This window comes from Streptomyces sp. NBC_00316, from assembly GCF_036158715.1.
In the GTDB taxonomy this organism is placed as follows: domain Bacteria; phylum Actinomycetota; class Actinomycetes; order Streptomycetales; family Streptomycetaceae; genus Streptomyces.
Genome location: NZ_CP108023.1, coordinates 7,895,503 through 7,914,644 on the forward strand (window position 1 = coordinate 7,895,503; position 19,142 = coordinate 7,914,644).

Consider the following 19,142-nt stretch of genomic DNA (forward strand, 5'->3'; position numbering starts at 1 on the left):
CCGTTCCTCGTTTCTTCGCAACTCGCAGGAGAGCATTGTCATGGCTGAAGTTCTCGTCTATGTCGACCACGTGGACGGTGCCGTCCGCAAGCCCACGCTGGAGCTGTTGACGCTGGCGCGTCGGATCGGTGAGCCGGTCGCTGTTGCTCTGGGTGCCGGTGCCGCCGCGACGGCGTCGGTGCTGGCCGAGCACGGTGCGGTGAAGGTCCTGACCGCGGAGGCGGCGGAGTTCGCCGACTATCTGGTCGTGCCGAAGGTCGATGCGCTGCAGGCCGCTGTGGAGGCGGTGTCGCCGGCAGCGGTGCTGGTCCCCTCGTCGGCGGAGGGCAAGGAGATCGCGGCGCGTCTCGCGGTCCGGATCGGTTCCGGGATCATCACCGACGCCGTCGATCTGGAGGCCGGTGAGCAGGGCCCGGTCGCCACGCAGTCCGCGTTCGCCGCGTCGTTCACCACGAAGTCCCGGGTCTCGCGCGGTACTCCGGTCATCACGGTCAAGCCGAACTCGGCGCCGGTCGAGGCGGCCCCGGCCGCCGGTGCGGTCGAGACCCTCGCCGTCACCTTCGGTGCGCAGGCGACCGGCACGAAGGTGCTGTCGCGGACCCCGCGCGAGTCGACCGGGCGCCCGGAACTGACCGAGGCCGCGATCGTGGTCTCCGGTGGCCGCGGGGTCAACGGTGCGGAGAACTTCCACCTCATCGAGGCGCTCGCCGACTCCCTCGGCGCGGCGGTCGGTGCCTCGCGTGCCGCGGTCGACGCCGGCTGGTACCCGCACTCCAACCAGGTCGGCCAGACCGGTAAGTCCGTCTCCCCGCAGCTGTACATCGCGTCCGGGATCTCCGGCGCGATCCAGCACCGGGCCGGGATGCAGACCTCCAAGACCATCGTCGCGATCAACAAGGACGCCGAGGCCCCGATCTTCGACCTCGTCGACTACGGCATCGTCGGCGACCTCTTCCAGGTCGTCCCCCAGCTCACCGAAGAAGTCAACACCCGCAAGGGCTGACCCTCCGGGGACTGATTGCTGTTCCGGCGGCCGGGGCCGCGCGGTGTGTTCTCACCGCGCGGCCCCGGACCGTTTCCGATCACCATTGACGCAGATGCGACCGCCTTATAGCTTCACCATGCGGATTAATGATTCCGGAAAGCGGAAGCAGTGTGAGCGTGGAGGGTGCCGACATGGGTCAGCAGGAGAAGGTGGCAACGAGCCTCGCCGGTGCGGTCAGTGAGGAGATCAGCGCCTCCCTCACCGCGGTGGACGCCGAGCTCGCCCGCCGTTACCCCGGAGACCCCGGCACCCGTCAGCCCGTCCACACGGTCTACGTCCCTGGTGACGTCTTCACCGCCGGCACCATCCGCTCCTGGGGCGACCGGGCGCTGAAGGCCCTCGACGAACACGCCCCCGACGCGGCCTCGTTCGCCGCCGTTCTCGGCATCCCGGAGGAGCTTGCCGCGCCCGTCCACGACCGCGTGCGGGCCAAGCTGAGCCGCGAGCCCGTCGAGGACCTGCGGATCGATTTCGAGGACGGCTACGGCCTCCGCCCCGACGCCGAGGAGGACGAGGCCGCGGCCCGCGCCGCCCGGCTGGTCTCGGAGGCGTACAGGAACGGCACGGCGGCCCCGTACATGGGCATCCGGATGAAGTGCATGGAAGCCGCCGTGCGCGACCGGGGCATCCGCACCACGGACATCTTCCTCACCGGCCTGATGCAGGCGGGCGGCCTCCCCGACGGGCTGGTCCTCACCCTGCCCAAGGTGACGTACCCCGAACAGGTCACCGCCTTCGTCCGCCTCCTCGAAGCCTTCGAACAGGCCCACGGTCTGCCGTCGGGCCGGCTCGGGTTCGAGATCCAGATCGAGACCAGCCAGTCGATCCTCGCCGCCGACGGCACCGCAGCCGTGGCCCGCATGATCGACGCCGCCCGGGGCCGCGCGACCGGCCTGCACTACGGCACCTTCGACTACAGCGCCTGCGTCGGTGTGAGTGCCGCCTACCAAGCCAGCGACCACCCGGCCGCCGACCACGCCAAGGCCGTCATGCAGGTGGCCGCTGCCGGCACCGGCGTGCGCGTGTCGGACGGCTCGACCAACGTCCTCCCGGTCGGCCCCACCCACCGGGTCCACGAGGCCTGGCGGCTCCACTACGGCCTCACCCGCCGCGCCCTGGCCCGCGCCTACTACCAGGGATGGGACATGCACCCGGGGCATCTGCCGACCCGTTACGCAGCCGTCTACACCTTCTACCGCGAGGGCCTGGAACAGGCCGCCGCGCGCCTCGCGGCATACGTGGCCAAGGCCGCCGGCGACGTCATGGACGAACCCGCCACCGCCAAGGCCCTCAGCGGCTACCTGCTGCGCGGTATCGACTGCGGTGCCCTGGACACCGCCGAGGTCGCCCGCCTGACCGGACTGACCCATGCGGACCTGGACGCCTTCGCCTCGCCGCGGCGCGGGGGCCTGACGGTCACGGCGCCGTAAGACTCGCCCCGTCACCCCTGCAGGAAGGTTTCCACGGCCTGCCGGAAGCGGAGGGGAGCGTCGAGCCACGGGAAGTGGCCGGCGCCCGGTTGAACGGTCGGTTCGGTCCTGGGGAACAGCCCTGCGACGGTGGCCGCGATAGGAGGCAGCGGTCCGCTGTCCCACTCGCCCGCGAGCACCAGGACCCGGGCGTCCCACGCGGCGAGGGCGTCGCGGGCTGCCCCGGGGCCGAAGGCGCCGGGGGAGGCATGGACGTCCGCGGCCCCGAAGTTGATCTGCTCGACGTCGGCCGGGGCGTGTGCCCGGGCTGCGGCGTCCCAACGGCCTTAGAAGAAGGGGGCGACGGCGTCCCCGTCGTCGTCGGTGGCAGGCATGGCGCATTCCTGATGACCCTACGACAGACACGACAAGCGGTTTGCGAGGGTCCCTCGGCCGTGCCCGTCCGGCGCGGCCGGGAGCCGGCGCCGCGCCGTACGCGGGCATGGCCGATGGCTCAGGCCGCCAGCGTGTGGTCCACGCGGCGGGTGACGCGGCCCGCCAGGGCGAGCGGCATGACGGAGCAGAGGACACCGGCGAGCAGCGCCGTCCACCAGAGCACGGCCGGGCCGAGAGCCGTGTAGAGAGTGACGCCCAGGGTGAGGGCGGCGAACCGGGAGACCCCCCAGGTCCACTGGAACGCCCCCTGGTAGCGGCCGCGCGCGTGGGCCGGGGCGAGGTTGGCGACGATGGCCGAGGCGATCCCGGACACGCACGCCTCGCCCACGGACCACACGACCACCGACAGCGTGTAGCCCATGACACTGTCCGCGACACCCGTGAGCGCCACACCCGCGGCGATCAGAACGCTGCCCGCGGCGAGGACCGGAATCTGCGGCAGTCTGGCGAGCCGGGCTGTCGCGAATGGCTGGACGACCACCACGAGTACCGCGTTGACCGCCGCCATCGCCCCGTAGACCGCGGGGGAGAGCGCACTGTCGTGGATGGCGAGCGGCAGAGCGACCTCGGTCAGCGAGTAGACGAAGAGCTGGACCCCGAACAGCGGGAGCAGTGCGAGCATCAGCCGGTCATGCAGGACGACGCCGTATCCGACGCCGTCGCGCTCCCCGGCCTCACCCTCCGCCGGCAGGGTCTCGCTCACCCGGGTGGCGACGACGGCGGCGTACACCAGCATGGTCCCGGCGTCGACCGCGAAGAGCAGCCAGTAGCCGTGTGCGGCGAGGAAGCCGCCGAGGACGCCTGCCGCCGCCGTACCGATGTTGATGCCCCAGCCGAACAGGGCGTACGCACGCCGTCGTCGCTCCGCGTCCACGGAGTCGGCCATCAGCGCGTACACGGCCGGGCTGATCATCGCGCCGGTCGCGCTGAGCAGCAGTGCGGCGCCGGCCATCGTCAGTACGCCCGGTGCCAGGAAGAGAGCCCCCTGCGCTGCGGATGCGCCGAGGAGGCCGATGAGCATCGTCGGGCGGCGGCCGATCCGGTCGGCCAGCAGCCCGCCGATCGCCGGTCCGAGCAGGTTGCCCGCCCCCAGGGCACCGAGGACGTACGAGGTCTGGGGGCCGGTGACGCCGCGTGCGGCCAGGAAGAACACCAGGAACGGAGTGACGAGATACCCGAGCCGGTTGACGATCGTGCCGGCGAAGAGGGTCCAGACCGTGGGCGGCAGACCGCGAAAGGTGGAGAACATGCGAGGAGCGTGCGGCCCGACCGCCACGCAGGGCCATTGATTAAGCTGGGACCGAATCCGACGAGGGGTCGGCTCAGAACTTCCGGACGGGCGGGGGCACATGGAGTCGGAACTGAGCTTCTCCACCGCGGACCTGGCGCAGACCCGGTTCGCCATCTCCCCGATGTGGGAGGTCGTCACGAGCTTCAGACTGCTGCGGGCCGAGGCCGAGCCGCTGCTGCACCGGCGCTGGGCCGCGCAGGTGCGGCCCCGACTGCTGGAGGCGGGGCTCGACCGCGGGTGGCTCGCCGAACTGATTCCAGCCGGCGGCTACCTCGCGGACTTCCTCAACCCGACACCCCTCGCCCCGTTCCCGGAACTCGACGGCGAGCGGGAGGCGATCCGGCAGACGGCTCCCGAGCGGGTACGGACCGATCTCGAACGGCTCGGCGCCGAGCGGGACATCAGCGGGTCCGCGCGGCTCAGGCTGCTGGGCGAAGCCCCGGAAGCAGCGCTGAAGAAGGTCGCCGCGGAGATCGAGACCTACTGGGAGCTGGCGCTCGCGCCCTACTGGGCCCGGATCCGCCGGGTGCTCGAAGCCGACGTGTTCCGCCGGGCCCGGCAGGTGGCCGAGCTCGGGGCCGCTCAGGTCCTCAACGAGCTGCACGAGTCGGTGCGTTGGGACGAGAGCAGTCTGCGTCTGGTCCGCCGGCACTGCGGTCTGACCCGCGACGACGCGGGCGCGGGGCTGCTGCTGGTGCCTTCCGTGTTCGCCTGGCCGCGGGTGCTGACCCGCTCGGTGGCGCCGGACCCGCCCCAACTCGCCTATCCGGCACGGGGTATCGGCACCCTCTGGGAGCCGCGGAGCCCGGTTGCCGCCGAGGCGGTCGCCGCCGTCCTGGGCCGCTCCCGCACCCTGCTCCTTGCCGAGCTCGACATTCCGGCCTCGACCACCGCGCTCGCCCAGCGCTCGGGACTGTCCGCGGCCGGGGTCTCCCAGCACCTCACCGCCCTGCGGAACGCGGGCCTGGTCACCGCCCACCGGGCCGGACGCTCGGTCCTCTACGCGCGCACGTCCGTCGCGGACGCGCTGCTGACGCCCGCCGGCAGCTGATCGAGCCCCGTCCGCCGACGCCCCGGCTCAGGCCGGCGGCAGTTCGCCGGAACCGCGGGCGATGAGGGATGTCGGCAGTTCCACCCGCGCCGGGGCGTCGTCCGCACCGTCCAGCCGGCGGAAGAGGTGCTCGGCCGCCGTCCGGCCCACGGCCGCGGCGTCCTGGGAGATGACCGTGATGCCCAGCAGATCGGCGAGCTCGATGTCGTCGAAGCCCACCAGGGCGACCGGGCGCTCCCGGTTCGCCAGCACGCGGACCGCCGTGACCGTCACACGGTTGTTGCCCGAGAACAGGGCGGTGACGGGTTCGGGGCCGGACAGCATCGCCTCGGCGGCCGCAGCGACCCGCTCCGGGTCGGTCGGGCCGAGAGACACCCAGGAGTCCTGGACGGTGATCCCGGCGTCCACCATCGCGGCGTGATAGCCGCGCAACCGCTCGGTGGCGGTGTGGATACGCGGCTGGTCACCGATGAAGCCGATCCTGCGGTGGCCGTGCGCGATCAGATGGGCGACCCCCTCGCGGGCGCCGCCGAAGCTGTCGGAGAGGACGATGTCGGCGTCGATCCGGCCCGCCGGGCGGTCCACGAAGACGGTCGCGATGCCCGCCTTTATCTCGGGTTCCAGATAGCGGTGGTCGTCGCCGGCCGGGATCACGATCAGCCCGTCCACCCGGCGGGCGCACAGCGCGAGCACGAGCTCCTGCTCACGTTCCGGGTCCTCGGCGCTCGACCCGTTGATGAGCAGGGCGCCGTGCGCGCGGGCGACCTCCTCCACGGCGCGGCTCAGCGGGCCGTAGAACGGGTCGGCCAGATCCTCCAGGACCAGGCCGATGGAGGCGGTACGGCCCTTGCGGAGCACGCGCGCGCTGTCGTTGCGGCGGAAACCGAGGGCCTCGATCGCCTCCTGGACCCGACGCTCCGTGTCCGGGGTGACGCCGGGCTCGCTGTTGACCACGCGGGAGACCGTCTTGAGGCCCACCCCGGCGCGGGCCGCCACGTCTTTCATGGTCGGCCGGTTGCCGTATCGGGGCTCGGAGTGACGGGCGGTCTCGGCCACGGTGCACGTTCCTGTCGTCGGGTGCGGGCTGTCCGGACGGCCCGCAGGCGGGTGCTGTGGAACGGCCGGAAGCTGTGGCGTCGAGCATAGGCCCTGGACAACGTTGTCAGCGGAATGGAGACTATGCAGACCATGCAGTGAAGATGCAGGTCCCGCCCCTCACCCATCCGGAGCCCACACCGATGCATACCGACCTCGTCGCCGCGCTCGACATCGGCGGCACCAAGATCGCCGGCGCCCTGGTCGACGGCTCCGGTGCTCTTCTCGTACGGGCGCAGCGGCCGACGCCCGCCCGGGAGAGCGGCGAGACGGTGATGGGCGCGGTGGCGGACGTGCTGGCCGAGCTGACCGCATCGCCGCTGTGGGGCCGGGCGACCGCCGTCGGCATCGGCAGCGCGGGACCGGTGGACGCATCGGCGGGGACGGTCAGCCCCGTCAATGTCCCCGGCTGGCGGGACTTCCCGCTGGTGGAGCGGGTACGGAGGGCCGTCGGCGGGTTGCCCGTCGAGCTGGTCGGCGACGGGGTCGCGATGACCGCGGCCGAGCACTGGCTGGGTGCGGCCCGTGGCTACGACAACGCGCTGTGCCTGGTCGTGTCGACCGGGGTGGGCGGCGGCCTGGTCCTCGGCGGCAAGCTGCACACCGGCCCCACCGGCAACGCCGGTCACATCGGTCATATCAGCGTGGATCTGGACGGCGACGCGTGCCCGTGCGGTTCGCGCGGCTGTGTCGAGCGGATCGCCAGCGGTCCCAACATCGCGCGGCGCGCCCTCCAGAACGGCTGGCAGCCCGGCCCGGACGGCGACACCACCGCTGCCGCCGTGGCCGCCGCCGCCCGGGCCGGGCATCCGGTCGCCCTCGCCTCGTTCGAGCGCGCCGCCCAGGCGCTGGCCGCCGGAATCGCCGCCACGGCCACGCTCGTCGAGATCGACATCGCCGTGATCGGCGGGGGAGTGGCCGGCGCGGGCGACGTCCTCTTCACCCCACTGCGCCGCGCCCTGCGCAGCTACGCCACCCTCTCCTTCGTCCAGCACCTCACGGTGGCCCCTGCGGTGATGGGCAATGACGCCGGCCTGGTGGGCGCCGCGGCCGCGGCCTCGGTGGTCAAGCCGGGCGGGGCGACGGCCGCGGCGGTACTGAGCGGCTGAACGGGGTCCGTCAGCCGTAGCAGGGGCGGTCGCGACGGCGTGGCGGCGAGGGGAGACGGGGTGAACCACCATCGGCTCATCTCCGAGCCCCTTCCAGACCAGCCGGGGCGGAATCAGCCTGCGGCGTCGGCGGCCGGCACCGCTCCTTCCGTACGGGCGGCCGTGGTGCGCTCAGGCCGCGGGGTGAAGAAGCTGCGGGTCAGCAGCAGGACCGGCACTGCCGTCACACCCACGACCGCCGCGACGGAGACACCCAGCCGACCCGGTGCCACCAGCAACCCGGCCACCGTGGCGACGAGCAGGCCGAACGCGTCGGAAGCAGCCGAAGCCTTCGACGCCGGGCGGTTCTGATGGCCGAGCGTCCTGGCGAGTCGGCATGTGGTGATCCGTCGCCGCTCGTGAGGCCTGACTCCTCAAGACAGAGCCGGTCCCACGTGCCCAATCGGCATCATTGATGTCGTACCCGACCCGTCCTACAGGTGTGGGGCCTTTCGTTTGGATCGGGCTGGATCAGGGAGCGTGGTCCGGTGCGTGCAGCTGCAAGGCGGAGGAAGGAGCCGACGCGGAGCGTATGGGGTCCCCCTGCTCGAGCGAAGCCGAGAGCTGGGGGATGACTGACGACAACGCGGCAGATGTGCGTGCCGGACCCCGCGAGCCCAGCGTGATCCAAACGAGAGGTCCTAGAGATCACGCCGCAGACGCTGGGCTGCGCGGCCCGCGGTCGTGGCGTAGCGGACCGCGAACACCGTGGTGTCGTCGGCCAGCTGGCCGCCGGTGTGCCGCAGCGTCGCGTCCCGGATCAGCTGGACCAGTCGCACCGGCTCCGCCACGCCGGGATCGTCGGCCAGCGCCGCGGCGATCTGCTCGCGCAGCGGAAAGAACGCGCCGTCGGCGTCGCGTGCCTCCGTCACTCCATCGGTGAACAGCAGCAGTGTCTCGTCGAGCGCGAGGGGCGCGTGTTGCAGCTGCGGCCTCACGCCTGCCAGATTGCCCATACCGAGCGGCAGCCCGTCGCCCGGCGGGAGTTCGCGCACGCCGGAAGGACTCACCACCAGCGGGGGATCATGGCCGACATTGACGACATGGATGCCCCCGCCGAAGGCCGGCGGTCCGTACCGAAGGCCCGAACTTTTGTGTGGGTCCGTGTCCTGGGTCGACGGCGGGAAGTCGACCAGGACCGCTGTGGCGAAACGCTCGCTGTCGAGCGAGGCGTCGGTTCCGGCGGCATCATCGTCGGTCTGCGCAGCGTCGTATCCGGCGTTCGCTGCGCCCAACGTGTCGTCCTGGGACTGGCTGTCGTACGGGTTGTCGTGCGTGCCGTCGTATACACCGCTGCGGTCGCGGGCCGCCTGGATCCGCGCCATGTGGGAGTGGTGGCGGCGTATGCGGATCTCCAGCCGCTCCGCGACGGTGGCCAGGTCCGGTTCGTGGTAGCCGGACTCGCGGAAGGTGCCGAGCAGCACGGATGCCACGGCGACCGCGCCCAGGCCCTTGCCCTGGACATCACCGAGCAGGAGACGCGGGCCGTACGGAGTGCCTGGACAGCGGGGACCGAGCCGGCTGCTTGTGGCGTTTCCGGCCTGCGAGGAGTGGCGTTTCCGTACGCTGAGATTGCGGTACAAGCAGACCCGCAGGCCAAGGAGTTGGGGATGAGTGCGGAGATCGTTCAGTTCATGGGGCAGGCGGGCCCGTACCTGACAGCAGCCCTGGGGGCCTATGGCGCAGGAGTGTTGACCCGGACCGAGAACGCTGCGGTCGACGCGACCGCAAACGTCGGGCGGCGCATACTGCAGTCGGTGTGGCGTCGTCGGGGCGAGCAGGGGCGTGCCGAACTGGAGGCGGCTGTGCAGGACGCGGCCGAGGCAACCGACGATGAGGACGCAGCTGCAGCACTGCGGCAACAGATCAGGCGTGCGGTACGCGAGGACGCCGAGTTGCTGCGGGAACTGGCCGAGTTGCTGCCGGCTGCGGGTGGGCCGGTGACAGTGACCGCGTCGGGTGAGCGCTCCATCGCGGCCCAGACGATCGGTACCGCGGTCACCGGTGACAACGCCACGCTCAGGCCGTGAGCAGTGATGACCCGGCTGCGGCAGGCGGGCCACAGGCCTCGGGTCCGCGATCGGTCGCGGCCGCCGGCAGCATCGAAGTAGCGATCACGGGTGATGGCGCCCGGGTTGTGATGCTGCCGCCGGAGGCGGTGCGCTGGGCGCGGGAGGTGAGCGCGCCGCCGGGGGCAGCGAATCTGCCGGGATCGGCGTCCGGGGTGTTCGTGGGCCGGGACCAGGAGCTGAAGCGCCTACGGGGGCTGCTGGCCCGGGGCGGTGAGGCCGCGGTGACTCAAGCCCCCTCCGGGGCGCGGGCCATCCACGGGCTCGGCGGGATCGGGAAGAGCTCTCTCGCGCTGCACTATGCCTATGAGTACCGGTCGAAGTACACGCTGGTGTGGTGGATCACTGCTGAGTCCACCGAACAGATCGTTACGAGTCTGGCCGCGCTGGCAATGAGGCTGTGCCCGCAATGGGCGGCAGCGGTGGGAGTGGAGGACCGCGCGGCATGGGCGATCGTCTGGCTCCAATGGCACCCGGGCTGGCTGCTGATCTTCGACAACGTTGAGGACCCAACGGACCTGCGCCACTACCTTGGCGCGCTGGCGGACGGCCATCACCTGGCTACCAGCCGCAAGGCAACCGGCTGGCACACCGTCGCCCCGACCATGATTTTGGGTCTGATGGACCCGGACGCGTCAGCGGACCTGCTCTGCACACTCGCCCTCGGACAAGGACAGTCCCCCACCCCGGAACAGCGACGCCAGGCCGATGATCTGGCCGCCGAGCTCGGGTATCTGCCGTTGGCTCTGGAGCAAGTGGGCGCCTACCTGTACCAGACCGGCACCGATCTGGGCCTATACCGTCAGTTGCTGGGACGGGTCCTCGACAGGACGGCTGACGGCACCGCCCCGGAACGCACCATCGCCCGCATCTGGCTCCACACCCTGACCGCGGTCGAAGGCCGTGACCCGCTGGCCCTCAAGCTGCTGCACACGATCGCCTGGCTGGCCCCTGATGACATCCCTCGGAGTCTCCTCGCTCCGCTGGCCACCGACCCCATCGCCCTGGGCGACGCGCTGGGCGTGCTCCACGCCTACAACATGATCGCCTTCACCGCCGACCGCCAAGCCATCACCGTGCACCGCCTGGTGCAGATGGTGCTGCGTACCCGCGCCACGGCTGATCCCAGCAGCGCCGCCCCGGGCCGGCAGGAGGCCGAACAGGTTCTCAAGCAGGCCATTCCTGACGGCGACGATCGTGCCACGGAGGCGAACACGCGGTGGGAGCGTTTGCTCCCCCATATCTTCGCCCTGGCCGAATCCACATCGCTGAGCCACCCTGCCTCACCCCAGAGCGTCGGCATTCACCGGGCTGCCGCCCAATATCTGTTCCGGCAGGGCCGCGATGCTCATTCCATCCCGCTTCGCGTAGCTGTCCTTGCGCAGTCCGAGCAGGCGCTGGGTGACGCCGACCCCTCCACCCTCATCAGACGCAACAGCCTGGCAGGCGCCTATAAATCGGCGGGGGATCTGGAGCGGGCCATCGCGCTCTACGAGGCCACCCTCGCTCAGCGGGAGCGGGTACTGGGTGACACCCACCCCGACACCCTGATCAGCCGCATCAACCTGGCCGCGGCCTACGAGGAAGCGGGGGATCTGGAGCGCGCCATCGCGCTCTACGAGGCCACCCTCACCCAGCAGGAGCGGGTACTGGGTGACACCCACCCCGACACCCTGATCAGCCGCAACAGTCTGGGCCTTGCCTACGAGGAGGCGGGGGATCTGGAGCGGGCCATTCCGCTGTTCGAGTCCACCCTCGCCCAGCGCGAGCAGGAGTTGGGTGACGCCCACCGATTCACCTTGAACACCCGCAACAACCTCGCCCTCGCCTACATGGCGGCGGGGGATCTGGAGCGCGCCATTCCGCTGTGCGAGTCCACCCTCGTTCAGCGCGAGCAGGTACTCGGCGAAACCCACCCCGACGCCCTGACCAGCCGCAGCAACCTCGCCCTTGCCTACGAGGCGGCGGGGGATCTGGAGCGCGCCATTCCGCTGTTCGAGGCCGCCCTCGCCCAGTACGAGCGGGTACTGGGTGACACCCACCCCCGTACGTTGACCAGCCGCAGCAACCTGGCCGGCGCCTACCGGGGGGTGGGGGATCTGGAGCGGGCCATCGCGCTGTCCGAGGCCACCCTCACCCGACAGGAGCGGGTACTGGGTGACACCCACCCCGACACCCTGGCCAGCCGCAACAACCTCGCCCTTGCCTACGAGGATGCGGGGGATCTGGGGCGGGCCATTCCGTTGTTCGAGGCCATCCTCGCTGAGCGCGAGCGGGTACTGGGTGACACCCACCCCCGTACGTTGACCAGCCGCAGCAGCCTGGCTCGCGCCTACCGGGCGGTGGGGGATCTGGGGCGGGCCATTCCGTTGTTCGAGGCCATCCTCGCTGAGCGCGAGCGGGTACTGGGTGACACCCACCCCCGTACGTTGACCAGCCGCAGCAGCCTGGCCGGTGCCTACCGGGCTGCGGGGGATCTGGGGCGAGCCATTCCATTGTTCGAGGCCATCGTCGCTCAGCGCGAGCAGGTACTGGGCGACACCCACCCCGACACCCTGGCCAGCCGCAGCAGCCTGGCTCTTGCCTACGAGGAGGCGGGGGATCTGGAGCGCGCTATTCCGCTGTTCGAGTCCACTCTCGCCCAGCGTGAGCAGGTACTGGGTGACACCCACCCTCGTACGTTGATCAGCCGTGTCAACCTTGCGGGCGCCTATAAATCGGCGGGGGATCTGGAGCGGGCGATCGTGCTGTTCGAGGCCGTCCTTGCCCAGCGCGAGCAGGTGCTCGGCGAGACCCACCCCGACACTTTGACCAGCCGCAGCAACTTGGCCGGTGCCTACCGGGCGGCGGGGGATCTGGGGCGCGCCGTTCCGCTGTTCGAGGCCGCCCTCGTCCAGCGCGAGCAGGTGCTCGGCGAGACCCACCCCGACACTTTGACCAGCCGCAGCAACTTGGCCGGTGCCTACCGGGCGGCGGGGGATCTGAAGCGCGCCGTTCCGCTGTTCGAGGCCGCACTCGCCCAGCGCGAGCAGGTACTGGGCGACATCCACCCCGGTACATTGACCAGCCGCAGCAACCTGGCCATTGCCTATGAGGATGCGGGGGATCTGGAGCGGGCGATCGTGCTGTTCGAGGCCGCCCTCGCTCAGCGCGAGCAGGTGCTCGGCGAGACCCACCCCGACACTTTGACCAGCCGCAGCAACTTGGCCGGTGCCTACCGGGCGGCGGGGGATCTGGAGCGCGCCGTTCCGCTGTTCGAGGCCGCACTCGTCCAGCGCGAGCGGGTACTGGGCGAGACTCACCCCGACACCCTGGCCAGTCGCAACAACCTCGCCATTGCCTATGAGGATGCGGGGGATCTGGAGCGGGCGATCGTGCTCTACGAGGCCGCCCTCGCCCAGCGCGAGCAGGTGCTCGGCGAGACCCACCCCGACACCTTGACCAGCCGCAGCAACCTGGCCGGCGCCTACCGGGCGGCGGGGGATCTGGAGCGCGCCATTCCGCTGTTCGAGGCTACCCTCGCTCAGCGCGAGCGGGTACTGGGCGAGACCGACCCTCGTACGTTGACCAGCCGCAGCAACCTCGCTCGCGCCCGCAAAGCCGTCGAGACCGTACAGCAACCAGATACGGCAACCTCGGCAACCGCCCTTGGTCGTCAGTGCCCCTCAGCTTCTTCCGAGCAACCGGAATGACCCCGGCAACCGTTACGCACAGAGCTGCGGGCCAGAACGGCCTGACCGTCCTCGTCTCCGCCCGTCTCCTGACGCCGCAAGGGCGCCCCACCCGAACGTGGGGCGCCCTTCCGGTAGCGGGACGGCCCAGCGGCGGACCCGGCCGGGCGGTGCGAGTCCAGCTACGGGCCGGGCTCGCACCGCCACCGGCCCCGCGCCCGGCCTGTCTCGGTCGGCCGGACCATCCCGGCCCGCCCCGGGTTGTGCACTCCCGGGGCGGGCGTCCGCGCTCGGGCCGGGGTCGCGGGTCCTGATCAGCAGCCGATCCGCAGGTCCGCCCAGTCCGCGTGGTCGGAGTCGACCCCGTCCCCCCCGTCGGTGACCACCAGCCGCACCACCTGCGCACCGCTCACATCCGCCGTGATCGGCTGTGCGGCCATCGCATTGGTCAGCACTCCGGTCGACGCCACCTTCGTACCGTCCGCCCAGATCTCGAACGCCACGGTTCCCTTGGCGCCCTTCTCGTCGTCGACGCCGACCTGCGCGGTCACGGCGCTGCACGCGCCGCCCGCGTAGAACTCGACGGCGCTGTCCGCGTGCACCCCGAGCCCCTTGGTGAAGACCGCGCCGCCGATGGTCAGCGGATGACCGTCGCCCGCAGCGCTCTCACCGTTGCTGGTGTCCTTCTCGACCGGGCCGTAGCCGTTGGCCGCGGACAGTTGCGGCAGATCGCTCAGATAGCTGTCGCCCGCCGGTGGCGCCACCACCACATGGGCACTAAACGGGACCGAGGACCGTACACGCGTCCCGGCCGGTGAGCGGTACCGGGCGGAGAGCGTCAGATCGTACGTACCGGTGGCCGTGCCCGCGGGAGGCGTCACCTCCCAGCGTGTCGTCAGTGCCCTGCCGGTGGGCACGACGTGCGACCCGGTGGGGGACAGGGCCTTGATCCGCCAGCCGGACGGGCCGGTGAGTGCCGCGGAGACGCTCTTGGCGGGTGTACGGCCCAGATCGGTGACCGTCGTCGTCAGCGCGGCGCTGCGGTCCGCTTCGACCAACGGGCTTCCGGTCAGCCCGAGTTCCACGGCCGGCGGGTGTGCGGCCCACCTGCGGTCGGCGGCGACGCGCAGCAGTACGGTGCCGTGCGCCGGGACGGTCGCCGAGATGCCGCCCGCCGTGTTGTACGTCGTGTGCTCCCACAGGTCGCGCATCGTGTACGCGGCGGCCTCCGGCAGACCCGCCTCCTGCGCCGTCGTCGAGATGCGCTGAGCGCTGCCGGTCTCGTTGAAGAGCGCCACGACCCGGCTGCCGTCCTGCATCTCCTTGGCGACGACCCAGCGTCCGGCGGTCGACGAGAGCACGGTGCCCTGCTTGCCCAGCGGGTCCTGGTCGACGGCGATGACCTCGTCGTTGGAGAGGATCTCGAAGGTCTCCGGGGTTGCCTTGCGCAGATCGGAACCGATCAGCAGCGGCGCCGCCATCACGGACCACATGGAGAAGTGGGTGCGGTACTCGGTGTCCGTCATTCCGCCGTTGCCGACCTCCAGCATGTCCGGGTCGTTCCAGTGTCCCGGTCCGGCGGCGGAGGCGAGCGGCAGGTTCTGCTTCATGATCGACAGCATGCTGCCCCAGCTGTCGCTGATGTCGCCCGTGGTGCGCCAGAGGTTGCCGACGCCGGCCGCCCACTCCCAGGGCTTGTTCTGGCCCCATTCGCAGATGCTGTAGACGATGGGACGGCCGGTGGCCTCCAGTGCGTCACGCATGGTCGTGTAGCGCAGCTTCGCGTCGACGCCCTGGTTGTTGCAGTTGTCGTACTTGAGATAGTCGACGCCCCAGTCCGCGAACTGCTGCGCATCGCTGTACTCATGGCCGAGCGCACCGGGCAGGCCGACGCTGTCGCACGTCTTCGTGCCCGCGCTGGTGTAGATACCGAGCTTGAGCCCCTTGGAGTGGACATAGTCCGCGACGGCCTTGATGCCGTTCGGGAAGCGCACCGGGTCGGCTTCCAGCTTGCCGTCCGCGTTGCGCTGCGGCTTCGCCCAGCAGTCGTCGAGGTTGACGTACTGATAGCCGGCGTCCTTGAGGCCCTTCTCCACGAAGATGTCGGCGATGCCCTTGACCATCGACTCGTTGAACTCGGCCCGGCAGTGGGTCGAGTTCCAGTTGTTGAACCCCATCGGCGGGGTGAGCGCAAGACCGTTGTCGGACTGCGGGGCGGGCGTCTCCGCAGGAACCGGTGAGTCCGCGACGGCGGGAGCGGCCGCTCCCGCCGCGCAGAGCAGTCCGGCGGTCAGCGCTCCGATGACTCTCCTGCGGACAGTGCGGGTTGTACGGGTTGGAAGATGACGCATCGTTGCATTCCTCCGTACTCGTGCCAGATCGGATGACGTCATGCGCACGCCATTCGTGCGCGATTACGTTAGAGCGTGTTGAAGTCTGTTGGAAGGGGGGTGGTAACGGTTATTCGGTATCTCGTCAAAACCCTTGACGGCTTCAGGACTTGGGGGTGAGATCCAATCGCACGTTCGGTTGTGTTGGGTTGACATCCCGAAGGAGGGGCCGTGGCGCACTCTTCGTACGACAGTTCAGGCGTGCCAGGCAGTGTGGCAGGACATCGGATGTCCCGGCGAAGCCTGTTGCGTGGTGCGGCAGTGGGAGCAGGCGCGATCACGCTGCCTTCGCTGCTCACCGCATGCGGCAGCGGCCCCGGTGGCGACGGCAAGATGATCCACATGGGGTCGAATTCGTCCGACCCCATTCCGAAGAAGGCCTTCGCCGAGGCGTTCAAGGCGTACGAGGCGCAGTCGGGGGGGCGCAAGATCGCGGTGAACACCGTCGACCACAACACCTTCCAGGAAAACATCAACAAGTACCTGCAGGGCAACCCGGACGATGTCTTCATGTGGTTCGCCGGCTACCGGATGCAGTTCTTCGCCAAGAAGGGCCTGTTGTACGACATCAGCGACAACTGGCAGCACTACGAGGGATTCTCGGACGCGCTGAAGGCCCAGTCCACCGGCGAGGACGGCAAGCAGTACCTCACGCCGTACTACTACTACCCGTGGGCCGTCTTCCACCGCAAAAGCCTCTTCGCCGACCGGGGTTACCAGGCACCCAAGACGCTCGACGAGTACGTGGCGCTCGCGAAGCAGATGAAGAAGGACAAGCTCGACCCCATCGCGTTCTGCGACAAGGACGGCTGGCCCGCCATGGGCACCTTCGACTACATCAACATGCGGACCAACGGCTACGAGTTCCACAAGAGCCTGATGGCCGGCGAGGCCGCCTGGACGGACAAGCGGGTCAGGGAGGTCTTCGACACCTGGCGCCGCCTCCTCCCGTACTGCCAGCCGGGCGCCAACGGGCGTACCTGGCAGGAGGCCGCGACCAGCCTGCAGAAGAAGGATGCCGGCATGGCGGTCTTCGGGTTGCCCCACCCCGGTGCCCAGTTCCCGAAGGGCGAGCAGGAGGACATCGACTTCTTCCCGTTCCCGGTCATCAACCCGGAGCACGGCCAGGACGCGGTCGAGGCCCCCATCGACGGCTTCCTGCTGGCGAAGAAGTCCAAGAACCTCAAGAACAAGAAGAACGTGGAGAGCGCCAAGGACCTCCTGAAGTGGCTGGCCACCGGCAAGGCCGAGGACATCTACCTCAAGAGCGACCCCAACAACATCGCGGTCAATGACCAGGCCGACACCTCCCAGTACTCCGCGCTCCAGAAGAAGGCCGTGGAACTCGTCTCCGGTGCCAAGCAGATTTCACAGTTCCTCGACCGCGACACCCGGCCGGACTTCGCCTCGACCGTGATGATCCCGGCCATCCAGAAGTTCATCAGCACCCCGAACGATGTGGACGGCCTGGTCAACGACATCGAGCGGCAGAAGAAGACCATCTTCGCCTCCGACTGAACCTGGAGTACCGACCGTGTCGTTCCTCTCGGAGCGGCGCACCGAACGGCGGGGCCCGCGGCGATTCACCGGCCGCGACCTCGTCGTCATCGGTCTGCTGCTCGGCATACCCGTCCTGCTCGACATCGCCGTCGTGTGGGGCCCGACCCTTGCCTCCGTCGTACTCTCCTTCACCAGCTGGGACGGGATCGGCGACATCCAGTGGGTCGGTACGCGCAACTACGTGAACCTCTTCACGAACTACCCGCAGTTCTGGCCCGCCGCCCGGCACAACCTGCTCTGGCTGGCCTTCCTCGGCTTCGTCGCCGCGCCCTTCGGGCTGCTCCTGGCCGTACTGATCGACCGGGGTGTGCGCTTCAGCCGCTTCTACCAGTCGACGCTGTACATGCCGGTCGTGCTGTCGCTCGCCGTGGTCGGCTTCATCGCGCAGCTGATCTTCTCCCGCGACCAGGGAGCCCTCAACGCGATCATCGGGGACACCAAGTCGCCCACCGACTGGCTCGGTGACCCGGACCTCAACATCTGGATGGTCCTGCTCGCCGCTGCCTGGCGGCACACCGGCTATGTGATGATCCTCTACCTCGCAGGGCTCAAGGCCGTCGACCCCTCGCTGAAGGAAGCCGCCGCCATCGACGGAGCGAGCGAGGCCCAGACGTTCTTCCGCATCGTCTTCCCCACACTGCGACCGGTCAACGTCATCGTCGGCGTCATCACCGTCATCGAATCCCTGCGCGCCTTCGACATCGTGTACGCCGTCAACCACGGCCGCAACGGACTCGAACTGCTCTCCGTGCTCGTCACCGACAACATCATCGGCGAGGCCAGCCGCGTCGGCTTCGGCTCCGCCATCGCCGTCGTCCTGCTGACTGTCTCCCTCGGATTCGTCGTGACGTACCTGGTCCAGGAGCTACGAGGGGAGAAGAACCGATGACCGTCGACACCGCCCCCGCCCGCCCCGCCGCGCAGCCCGCGCCCCCGACGTCCGTCACCGGGCGCCGCGGGCTCCGCCCCGGCCGGCTCGGCGTGCACGCCTTCCTGATGGCGGTCTCGCTCGCCTTCCTCGCCCCGCTGCTGCTGGCGGTGTACGCCTCGCTGCGGCCGTACGACGAGACCTCCCGGTACGGCTACTTCTCGCTGCCGAAGCATCTCTCCTTCGACTACTACCGGCAGGCGTTCACCGACTCCGGCATGACGAAGTACTTCGTCAACACGATGATCATCGCCGTGCCCGGGGTGCTCGTCACTCTCTTCCTCGCCTCGTTCGTGGCCTTCGCGCTGGCCCGGTTGAAGATGCGCGGCGGGATCGTCCTGCTGATGCTCTTCACCGCCGGAAACCTGCTGCCCCAGCAGGTGATCGTGACGCCCCTGTACGTGGTGTTCAACCGCATCCCGCTGCCCTACTGGATGTCCGACTCGATGACGATGTACGACTCGTACTGGGCTGTCGTCGTCGTGCAGATCGGCTTCCAGATCGGCTTCTGCGTGTTCGTCCTCGCCAACTTCATGCGTACCCTGCCGCAGGAGATCCTGGAAGCCGCCATCGTCGACGGCGCGGGCGTCTGGACGCAGTACTGGCGGATCACCCTGCCGCTGTGCCGCCCGGCCCTCGCCGCGCTCGGCACGCTCCAGTTCACCTGGATGTACAACGACTTCCTCTGGGCCCTGGTCTTCGTCTCCGACGGCGACAAGCTCCCCATCACCTCGGCCCTCAACAACCTGCGCGGCCAGTTCTTCACCGACTACAACCTCCTGGCCGCGGGCTCGGTGATCGTCGCCCTGCCGACGCTCGTGGTCTTCCTGCTGCTGCAGCGCCACTTCATCGCGGGGCTCACGCTGGGGTCGAGCAAGGGGTAGCGGCGACCTGTGCAACTGTGGTCACGTGCTCGCCTCTGCCAGGAGCGTGTGAGTTGCTGGTACTCCGTCAGGAGTGGCCCGGTCTTGGGGGATCCAGGCCATTCGGAGCTCTTGCGGCAACCGCCATGTACAGGAGACTCGATGG

13 protein-coding genes and 1 pseudogene are annotated in these 19,142 nt (G+C 69.8%); 9 read left to right on the forward strand and 5 right to left on the reverse strand.

Annotation, left to right across the window (positions count from 1 at the left end; translation table 11 throughout):
* Positions 1 to 40 precede the first annotated feature (40 nt).
* Positions 41 to 1,003, forward strand: a complete 963-nt coding sequence (locus OG878_RS35145) for an electron transfer flavoprotein subunit alpha/FixB family protein (protein ID WP_328890507.1) — start codon at positions 41 to 43, stop codon at positions 1,001 to 1,003.
* Positions 1,004 to 1,176: 173 nt separating this feature from the next.
* The gene (locus OG878_RS35150; protein ID WP_328890508.1) at positions 1,177 to 2,475 is read left to right on the forward strand and encodes a DUF6986 family protein; all 1,299 of its coding nucleotides are present in this window, start codon (positions 1,177 to 1,179) and stop codon (positions 2,473 to 2,475) included.
* Between the two features lie 493 nt (positions 2,476 to 2,968).
* Here OG878_RS35150 and OG878_RS35155 read toward each other — a convergent pair whose 3' ends face one another.
* Entirely contained in the window at positions 2,969 to 4,159 is a 1,191-nt protein-coding gene (locus OG878_RS35155) for an MFS transporter (RefSeq protein WP_328890509.1), read from the reverse strand.
* A 100-nt stretch (positions 4,160 to 4,259) separates the two neighbouring features.
* Here OG878_RS35155 and OG878_RS35160 point away from each other — a divergent pair, with 100 nt between their 5' ends.
* Positions 4,260 to 5,252, forward strand: a complete 993-nt coding sequence (locus tag OG878_RS35160; protein WP_328890510.1) for an ArsR/SmtB family transcription factor — start codon at positions 4,260 to 4,262, stop codon at positions 5,250 to 5,252.
* A 27-nt stretch (positions 5,253 to 5,279) separates the two neighbouring features.
* On the opposite strand, the gene OG878_RS35165 is transcribed toward OG878_RS35160, so the two are convergent.
* Positions 5,280 to 6,308 carry a LacI family DNA-binding transcriptional regulator gene (locus OG878_RS35165; protein WP_328890511.1) on the reverse strand — a complete coding sequence of 343 codons (1,029 nt, stop codon included), beginning with the start codon at positions 6,306 to 6,308 and terminating at the stop codon, positions 5,280 to 5,282.
* A 182-nt stretch (positions 6,309 to 6,490) separates the two neighbouring features.
* On the opposite strand from OG878_RS35165, the gene OG878_RS35170 reads away from it, so the two are divergent.
* Entirely contained in the window at positions 6,491 to 7,456 is a 966-nt protein-coding gene (locus OG878_RS35170) for an ROK family protein (RefSeq protein WP_328891485.1), read from the forward strand.
* A gap of 113 nt (positions 7,457 to 7,569) precedes the next feature.
* Here the strand turns inward: OG878_RS35170 and OG878_RS35175 are convergent, their stop codons facing one another.
* A complete protein-coding gene (locus tag OG878_RS35175; protein WP_328890512.1) occupies positions 7,570 to 7,734 on the reverse strand; it encodes a hypothetical protein in 165 nt (54 codons plus the stop codon).
* A gap of 402 nt (positions 7,735 to 8,136) precedes the next feature.
* Positions 8,137 to 8,988, reverse strand: a pseudogene (locus tag OG878_RS35180) (PP2C family protein-serine/threonine phosphatase); the annotation flags it as partial.
* Between the two features lie 117 nt (positions 8,989 to 9,105).
* Here OG878_RS35180 and OG878_RS35190 point away from each other — a divergent pair.
* Positions 9,106 to 9,525 (forward strand): hypothetical protein, encoded by a 420-nt coding sequence (locus tag OG878_RS35190; RefSeq protein WP_328890513.1) that lies wholly within the window; start codon positions 9,106 to 9,108, stop codon positions 9,523 to 9,525.
* Positions 9,522 to 13,256: a tetratricopeptide repeat protein gene (locus OG878_RS35195; RefSeq protein WP_328890514.1), complete on the forward strand. Its 3,735-nt coding sequence runs from the start codon at positions 9,522 to 9,524 to the stop codon at positions 13,254 to 13,256. Before OG878_RS35190 ends, OG878_RS35195 begins: the two co-directional genes overlap by 4 nt.
* Before the next feature lie 293 nt (positions 13,257 to 13,549).
* Here OG878_RS35195 and OG878_RS35200 read toward each other — a convergent pair whose 3' ends face one another.
* Entirely contained in the window at positions 13,550 to 15,586 is a 2,037-nt protein-coding gene (locus OG878_RS35200; RefSeq protein WP_328890515.1) for an NPCBM/NEW2 domain-containing protein, read from the reverse strand.
* A gap of 267 nt (positions 15,587 to 15,853) precedes the next feature.
* On the opposite strand from OG878_RS35200, the gene OG878_RS35205 reads away from it, so the two are divergent.
* The 3 genes from OG878_RS35205 to OG878_RS35215 are packed head-to-tail and all read left to right on the forward strand — an operon-like array spanning position 15,854 to position 18,997.
* Entirely contained in the window at positions 15,854 to 17,143 is a 1,290-nt protein-coding gene (locus OG878_RS35205; protein ID WP_328890516.1) for an ABC transporter substrate-binding protein, read from the forward strand.
* 16 nt (positions 17,144 to 17,159) lie between these two features.
* Positions 17,160 to 18,074 carry a carbohydrate ABC transporter permease gene (locus OG878_RS35210; protein ID WP_328890517.1) on the forward strand — a complete coding sequence of 305 codons (915 nt, stop codon included), beginning with the start codon at positions 17,160 to 17,162 and terminating at the stop codon, positions 18,072 to 18,074.
* Positions 18,071 to 18,997, forward strand: coding sequence for a carbohydrate ABC transporter permease (locus tag OG878_RS35215; RefSeq protein ID WP_328890518.1), 927 nt, complete (start codon positions 18,071 to 18,073; stop codon positions 18,995 to 18,997). Before OG878_RS35210 ends, OG878_RS35215 begins: the two co-directional genes overlap by 4 nt.
* Positions 18,998 to 19,142: the final 145 nt, after the last annotated feature.

Excerpts from the sequence above, each read along its gene's own strand:
- OG878_RS35145 (WP_328890507.1), top strand. The coding sequence starts at position 41 with ATGGCTGAAGTTCTCGTCTATGTCGACCACGTGGACGGTGCCGTCCGC.
- OG878_RS35150 (WP_328890508.1), top strand. The coding sequence starts at position 1,177 with ATGGGTCAGCAGGAGAAGGTGGCAACGAGCCTCGCCGGTGCGGTCAGT.
- OG878_RS35155 (WP_328890509.1), bottom strand. The coding sequence starts at position 4,159 with ATGTTCTCCACCTTTCGCGGTCTGCCGCCCACGGTCTGGACCCTCTTC.
- OG878_RS35160 (WP_328890510.1), top strand. The coding sequence starts at position 4,260 with ATGGAGTCGGAACTGAGCTTCTCCACCGCGGACCTGGCGCAGACCCGG.
- OG878_RS35170 (WP_328891485.1), top strand. The coding sequence starts at position 6,491 with ATGCATACCGACCTCGTCGCCGCGCTCGACATCGGCGGCACCAAGATC.
- OG878_RS35190 (WP_328890513.1), top strand. The coding sequence starts at position 9,106 with ATGAGTGCGGAGATCGTTCAGTTCATGGGGCAGGCGGGCCCGTACCTG.
- OG878_RS35200 (WP_328890515.1), bottom strand. The coding sequence starts at position 15,586 with ATGCGTCATCTTCCAACCCGTACAACCCGCACTGTCCGCAGGAGAGTC.
- OG878_RS35205 (WP_328890516.1), top strand. The coding sequence starts at position 15,854 with ATGTCCCGGCGAAGCCTGTTGCGTGGTGCGGCAGTGGGAGCAGGCGCG.
- OG878_RS35215 (WP_328890518.1), top strand. The coding sequence starts at position 18,071 with ATGACCGTCGACACCGCCCCCGCCCGCCCCGCCGCGCAGCCCGCGCCC.